Source organism: Pseudomonadota bacterium (assembly GCA_039196715.1).
In the GTDB taxonomy this organism is placed as follows: domain Bacteria; phylum Pseudomonadota; class Gammaproteobacteria; order CALCKW01; family CALCKW01; genus CALCKW01.
Genome location: JBCCUP010000169.1, coordinates 1 through 1,768 on the forward strand (window position 1 = coordinate 1; position 1,768 = coordinate 1,768).

Annotated in this window: 3 protein-coding genes; all 3 read right to left on the reverse strand. The window is 67.9% G+C overall.

Going from position 1 to position 1,768, the window contains the following annotated elements:
• A partial coding sequence (locus AAGA11_23160) for a 3-hydroxyacyl-CoA dehydrogenase NAD-binding domain-containing protein (protein MEM9605769.1) occupies positions 1-504 on the reverse strand: 504 nt, incomplete at its 3' end.
• Between the two features lie 9 nt (positions 505-513).
• Complete coding sequence (locus tag AAGA11_23165; GenBank protein MEM9605770.1) at positions 514-1,206, reverse strand: aspartate/glutamate racemase family protein; 693 nt, start codon at positions 1,204-1,206, stop codon at positions 514-516.
• A gap of 19 nt (positions 1,207-1,225) precedes the next feature.
• Positions 1,226-1,768 (reverse strand): SDR family oxidoreductase (locus tag AAGA11_23170; protein MEM9605771.1); only part of this gene is annotated, 543 nt, incomplete at its 5' end.

The following is a 1,768-nucleotide window of genomic DNA, read 5'->3' on the forward strand; positions in this document are numbered from 1 at the left end:
ACTCGCGCGCTCGACCGTGGCGGGGTCGGTTTGCTCGCCGGCGACGACCTCGACCAACGGCAGCAGGTAGACCGGGTTGAACGGGTGCGCGACGATCAGTTGCTCGGGTCGCGGGCAACCGGCCTGCAGGTCGGTCGGCTTGTAGCCCGAAGTACTGGACGCGACCACACACGCATCTGATGTGTGTCCGGCGATTTCCGCGAACACCGTGTGTTTGATTTCGATGCGCTCGGGCACGCTCTCCTGCACCCAGGCTGCGCCGCTGACGGCCTCTGCGATACTGTCGACACGGGTCAGTGTGCCTTCTGCCGGCAGCGGGACGTCGAGCACGGACGGCAGCGCCTGTCTGGCGTTGGCCAGCACCTCGGCGAGTTTTCGGTCGGCCTCCGGGTCCGGGTCGAACACGTTCACATCCCAGCCGTTGAGCAGGAAGCGGGCGGCCCAGCCGCCGCCGATCACACCGCCGCCGATCACGGCGGCCACGCGGGCAGTGGAGTCAGTCATGGCGATTTCTCAGTGGTCGAGGGCGCGCTCGATGGCGACCTCGGCGTGGATGGCGGTGGTGTCGAACAACGGCATGGCACAATGCGCCTGTTGCACCAGCAAGGTGATTTCGGTGCAGCCGAGGATCACGGCCTCGCAGCCGTCCCGGCCCAGCGCCTCGATGACCTCGAGGTAGCGCGCGCGCGAGTCGTCTCGGACAGTGCCGAGGCAGAGTTCCTCGTAGATGATTCGGTGCACGTCTGCCCGGCCGGCATCGTCCGGCACCCTGACGTCGAGGCCGTGTCCGGCCAAGCGGCCTTTGTAGAAGTCCTGCTCCATGGTGAAACCGGTGCCGAGCAGACCGACGCGCGACACGCCAGCGGCGGTGAGGCGTTCGGCTGTCGCGTCGGCGAGGTGCAGCAACGGCACCGACGTCGCCGCCTCGACGGCAGGTGCCACCTTGTGCATGGTGTTGGTGCAGATCAGGATGATGTCGGCGCCGGCGGCCTCGACACCCCGCGCTGCGCTCGCCAGCGTGCGACCGGCGGCCTCCCAATCGCCCGCGTGCTGCTGGGCCTCGATCTCGGCAAAGTCGACGCTGTAGAGCACGATCTTGGCGCTGTGCAAGCCGCCGAGACGGGCCTTGATGCCCTCGTTGAGCCAACGGTAATACAGAGCGGTACTCTCCCAGCTCATACCGCCGATCAGGCCGATGGTCTTCATTGCGACGGTCTCCGGGGGGTCAATACGGGCAGATGGTGTCAGTGTAGCCATCGACGCTCAGCACCTGGCCGCTGACCTTTGCGCCGGCCGGGCTGGCCAGAAAGAGCGCGGTGTTGACGATGTCCTCGGCGTCCACCCAGGTCTTCATCGCGACCCCTTGTACATACAGATCGCGTACCGTGTCCGGGCTCAGGCCCCGCGCCTCGGCCTCGGCGTTCACCACGCGTTCCATCCGTTCACCGCGCACGGCACCCGGTGCGATGGCGTTCACGCGGATGCCGTGTGCGCCGAGCTCCATGGCCAGCGCGCGTGTCAGGCCGCCGATGGCCCACTTTGCGCTCGCGTAGGGGGTGCGGTTCGGGTAGGCGAGCAACCCGGCACTCGAACTGGTGAACAACAGCAGGCCCGACCCCTGGTTCCTGAACAGCGCGGCGGCGCGGCGCGCCGTGAGGAAAGCGCCGTCGAGGTTGACCGCGAGCGTGGCGCGCCAGTCGTCGAGGGCGATGTGCTCGATCGGCCCTGCCGGGCCGGCGATGCCGGCGTTGGCCCAGACCACATCCAC